Origin of the sequence: Microbispora sp. NPDC046973, from assembly GCF_040644495.1 — a bacterium.
Taxonomy (GTDB): domain Bacteria; phylum Actinomycetota; class Actinomycetes; order Streptosporangiales; family Streptosporangiaceae; genus Microbispora.
Window position 1 is genome coordinate 1 of record NZ_JBEYWQ010000071.1, and the last position, 4,598, is coordinate 4,598.

The following is a 4,598-nucleotide window of genomic DNA, read 5'->3' on the forward strand; positions in this document are numbered from 1 at the left end:
CCACCCCACCCTCCACATCCACAACCTCTACGGCCCCACCGAAGCCTCCATCGACGTCACCGCCTGGCACTGCCCCCGCCCCCACACCACCACCAGCAACACCACCAGCAACACCACCAGCAACACCACCAGCGGCACCGTCGTCGACACCGTCCTCGACACCACCCCGCCCCCCATCGGCGCGCCCATCGCCAACACCCACCTCCACGTCCTGGACCCCCACCTCAACCCCGTCCCCATCGGGGTGACCGGCGACCTCTACATCGCCGGCGCCGGACTGGCCCGCGGCTACCACCACCGCCCCGCCCTCACCGCCGAACGCTTCATCGCCAACCCCCTCGATCAAGAGGGCGGGCGGCTGTATCGGACCGGGGACCTGGCCCGCTGGCGACCCGACGGACAACTCGACTTCCTCGGCCGCACCGACCACCAAATCAAAATCCGCGGCAACCGCATCGAACCCGCCGAGATCGAACACACCCTCACCACCCACCCCGCCATCACCACCGCCCTCGTCACCACCCACGAACAGCGGCTGATCGCCTACCTCGTCCCGGCCAACCACGACCAGGGCATCCCCCCGGTGAACGAGCTGCGTGAGCACCTACGCGCCGCCCTACCCGACTACATGACCCCCACCGCCTTCATCGAACTGACCGCCTTCCCCCTCACCCCCAACGGCAAAATCGACCGCGCCGCACTCCCCACCCCCGACGGTGAACGCCCAGCACTGGCAACGGAGTTCGTGGCACCCACCACCCCCACCGAAGAACTCCTCGCCGGCATCTGGGCCGACCTGCTCAACCTCGACCACGTCGGCGTCACCGACAACTTCTTCGACCTCGGCGGCCACTCCCTCCTCGCCACCCAGGCCATCACCCGCATCCGCGCCGCATTCACCACCGACATCACGCTGGCCGCCCTCTTCGACCACCCCACCATCCAAGAACTCGCCGCCCTCATCGAGGCGCAGATCTGGATGGAGATCGAGCAGATGTCCAGCGACGAAGTGGCCCTGATCTTGGAAACGCTTCCCGAAGAGAACCCTGACGGGGATGGAGTCTCGCAATGACCGTTTCGCCTTCCGACCTTCTCAACGAGCTCGAACTGCGAGGCGTGCATCTCTATCTGGCCGATGATCGGCTTCGCATCTTGGCGCCTAAGAATGCGCTGCCCGAGGAGCTGAGGACACAGGTCGTCCAGTTCCGTCAGGAGTTGGTGGAGATCCTCCAGCGCCGGGAGGCGGCAGCGGGTGTTGAGCAGCTCTCTCCGATCACGGCTGTGGCCCGCGATCGGTCGCTGCCGTTGTCGTTCGCCCAGCAGCGGTTGTGGTTCCTCGACCAGCTCGAACCGGGATCGGCCGAATACACCATCCCGTCCTCCATCCCGCTGGCCGGAGATCTGCACATCCCCGCGCTGCGAACCGCGCTCGACGCCCTGGTCGAGCGGCATGAGGTGCTGCGCACCCGCCTGGTCGCCGACGATGACGGCGTCCCCTGGCAGGTCATCGACCGCCCGTCGGGATTCGAGCTCGATGTCGTCGATCTCACCGGGCAGGTGAACCCCGCCGGCGCGGCCCAGGCATGGATCGCCGAGGACACCGCCACCCCGTTCGATCTGGCCAACGGCCCACTGATCCGCGCCAGTTTGCTCCGCCTGGCCGACGACCGGCACATCCTCGCCCTGTGCATGCACCACATCGTGAGCGACGAGTGGTCGGCCAAGATCTTCCACCGCGAGCTCGTCGCACTGTACGACGCCTTCCGCGACGGGCGGCCCAATCCGCTGCCGCCGCTGCCCATCCAATACGCCGACTTCGCCGTCTGGCAGCGTGACTGGCTGACCGGACCGGTGCTGGAGGAACAGCTCGGCTACTGGCGGCGGCACCTGGCCGACCCGCCGGTGCTGGACCTGCCCACCGACCACCCCAGACCCGCCGTACGCTCCTCCGCTGGAGCGGCCATCAGCTTCCGCCTGGACGCGGACGTCACCTCCCGGCTCCAAGAGCTGTCCCGAAGGCACGGCAGCAGCATGTTCATGACGCTGCTGACCGCCTACACCGTCCTCCTGAGCAAGTACACCCGCCAGGACGACATCATCGTCGGCACGCCGGTGGCCAACCGCAACCACGGCCAGACCGAAAACCTCATCGGCTTCTTCGTCAACACCCTGGCGCTGCGCACGGACCTCAGCGGCGACCCGACGTTCACCGAGGTGCTGAACCAGGTGCGGGCCACCGCGTTGGACGCCTACACCCACCAGGACCTGCCCTTCGAACAACTCGTCGACGAGCTGGGGGTGACCCGCGACCGCTCCCGCACTCCCCTGTTCCAGGCGCTGTTCAACTACACGACGGACGAGTCGCGCGGAGGCCAGGGCGGCTCACGTACCGCTGCCGAGGCCGGCGCAGCCGCCGATGGCGAGATGCACCACCGGAGCGACGTCCTCGCGAAGTTCGACCTACGGCTGATCTTCGTCGAGGACGGCGACGCGTTGACCGGCGCAGTGGAGTACAGCTCGGCGTTGTTCAAGGCGTCGACAATAGAGCGGCTGATCTCTCACCTGATCCACCTGCTCAGCGCCATCGTCACGGACCCCGGCCGCCATCTGTCCGATCTGGCCGTCATCACGCCCGCCGAAAGCCGTCGGATCCTGGCCGACTGGAACGCCGCCACCGCGGAACTTCCCGCCGCCCGCGGCGTCCACGAGCTGATCGCCGCCCAGGCCGCCGCCCACCCCAGCGTCCCCGCGGTCGTCGCGGGCGGCGTCGCGGTCACGTACGAGGAGCTGGAAAGCGACGCCAACCGGCTCGCCCATCATCTGCGCGCCATGGGCGCCGGGCCGGAGACCGTCATCGGCCTGTGCCTGCACCCCGGGCCCGAAATCATCACCGCCATCTTGGCGATCTGGAAGTCAGGCGCCGCCTACCTGCCGCTCGACCCCGGTCATCCCGCGGACCGTCTCGCCTATCAGCTCGCCGACAGCCACGCCGCGATCCTGATCACCACCAATGACATCCTCGATGACCTGCCCGCGGGGCGCATCCCCACCCTCGCCCTCGACGACTTCACCACTCGGGCCCTGCTCGGCATCCACCCCGACACGAACCCCGAGGTGGACATCGACCCCCGCCACGCCGCCTACCTGATCTACACCAGCGGCTCCACCGGGCGCCCGAAGGGCGTCACGGTCACCCACGCCGGTCTGCTCAACTACCTCACCGTCGCGCCGCCCCGGCTCAACCTCGGCGAGCCGGGCTCGACGTACGCCCTCCTCCAGGGCGCGGTCACCGACTTCGGCAACACCACCATCTACACCTGCCTGACCAGCGGCGGCACCCTGCACCTGCCGGATCCGGACGTCGCCACGGATCCGTCACTCCTGGCCGCCTACCTCGCCGAGCATCCAATCGACCACCTGAAGATCGTCCCGTCTCATCTCGCCGCCCTCACCCACGGTGACCGGTTCCAAGAGGTACTGCCCGCTCGTACGCTTATCCTCGGCGGCGAGGCCACCACGCCCGCTCAGATCACCCGGCTGCGCGATCACCTCGGCACCCAGAGACTGATCAATCACTACGGGCCGACCGAGACCACGATCGGCACGATCACCAGCGATCTGACGGCCTGCCCTCCCCTCACCAGCGCGAACCAGACGGTCCCCATCGGCTCCCCCCTGCCCAACAGCCGGGCGTACGTCCTGGACCGGCACCTCAAGCCCGTGCCCGTCGGGGTGACCGGAGAGCTGTACATCGCCGGTGCCGGGCTGGCCCGGGGCTATCACCAGCGGCCGGCGCTGACCGCCGAACGCTTCGTCGCCGACCCCTTCGACCCTGAGGGCGGGCGGCTGTACCGGACCGGAGACCTGGCCCGCTGGCGGCCCGACGGGCAACTGGACTTCCTGGGCCGCACCGACCACCAGGTCAAGCTGCGCGGCTACCGCATCGAGCCGGCCGAGGTCGAGCATGCGCTGACCGCGCACCCGGCGATCGACGCCGCGTTGGTCACCGTCCACGAACAGCGGCTTGTCGCCTACCTGATCGCGTCGGACGAGACTCCCCCGGCCGGCGAGCTGCGCGACTACCTCCGGGCCCGGCTTCCTGAGCACATGGTCCCTGGTGTGTTCGTCGAGCTGGCCGGTTTCCCCCGGACTCCGAACGGCAAGATCGACCGTGCGAGCCTGCCCGCGCCCGACAGCAGTCGCCCGGACCTGGCCGACGGCTATGAGGCCCCCAGCACACCGACACAGGAGCTGCTGGCAGGGATCTGGGCCGACCTGCTCAATCTGGACCGGGTAGGGGTCAGCGACAACTTCTTCGATCTGGGCGGCCACTCCCTGCTGGCGACCCAGGCCGTGACCCGCGTGCGCGGCGTGTTCGGGATCGAGGTGAGCCTGGCCGAGCTGTTCGACCATCCGACTGTCGGTGAACTGGCCGCCCTCATCGACACCGGCACGGCGGGCGAGGCTCCGCCGCCGATCGTGCCGGTCTCACGCGAGCGGAAGCTGCCGCTGTCGTTCGCCCAGCAACGCCTGTGGTTCCTCGACCAGCTCGACCCCGGATCGGCCGAATACGTCATCTCCACCCCGATCCACCTGCC

Annotated in this window: 2 protein-coding genes; both read left to right on the forward strand. The window is 68.7% G+C overall.

Going from position 1 to position 4,598, the window contains the following annotated elements; all coding sequences use genetic code 11:
• Positions 1-1,072: phosphopantetheine-binding protein (locus ABZ860_RS42690; RefSeq protein ID WP_357232549.1), on the forward strand; the 1,072-nt coding region annotated here is incomplete at its 5' end.
• The coding region (locus tag ABZ860_RS42695; protein WP_357232552.1) for an amino acid adenylation domain-containing protein at positions 1,069-4,598 on the forward strand (3,530 nt) is incomplete at its 3' end. The genes ABZ860_RS42690 and ABZ860_RS42695, both read left to right, overlap by 4 nt.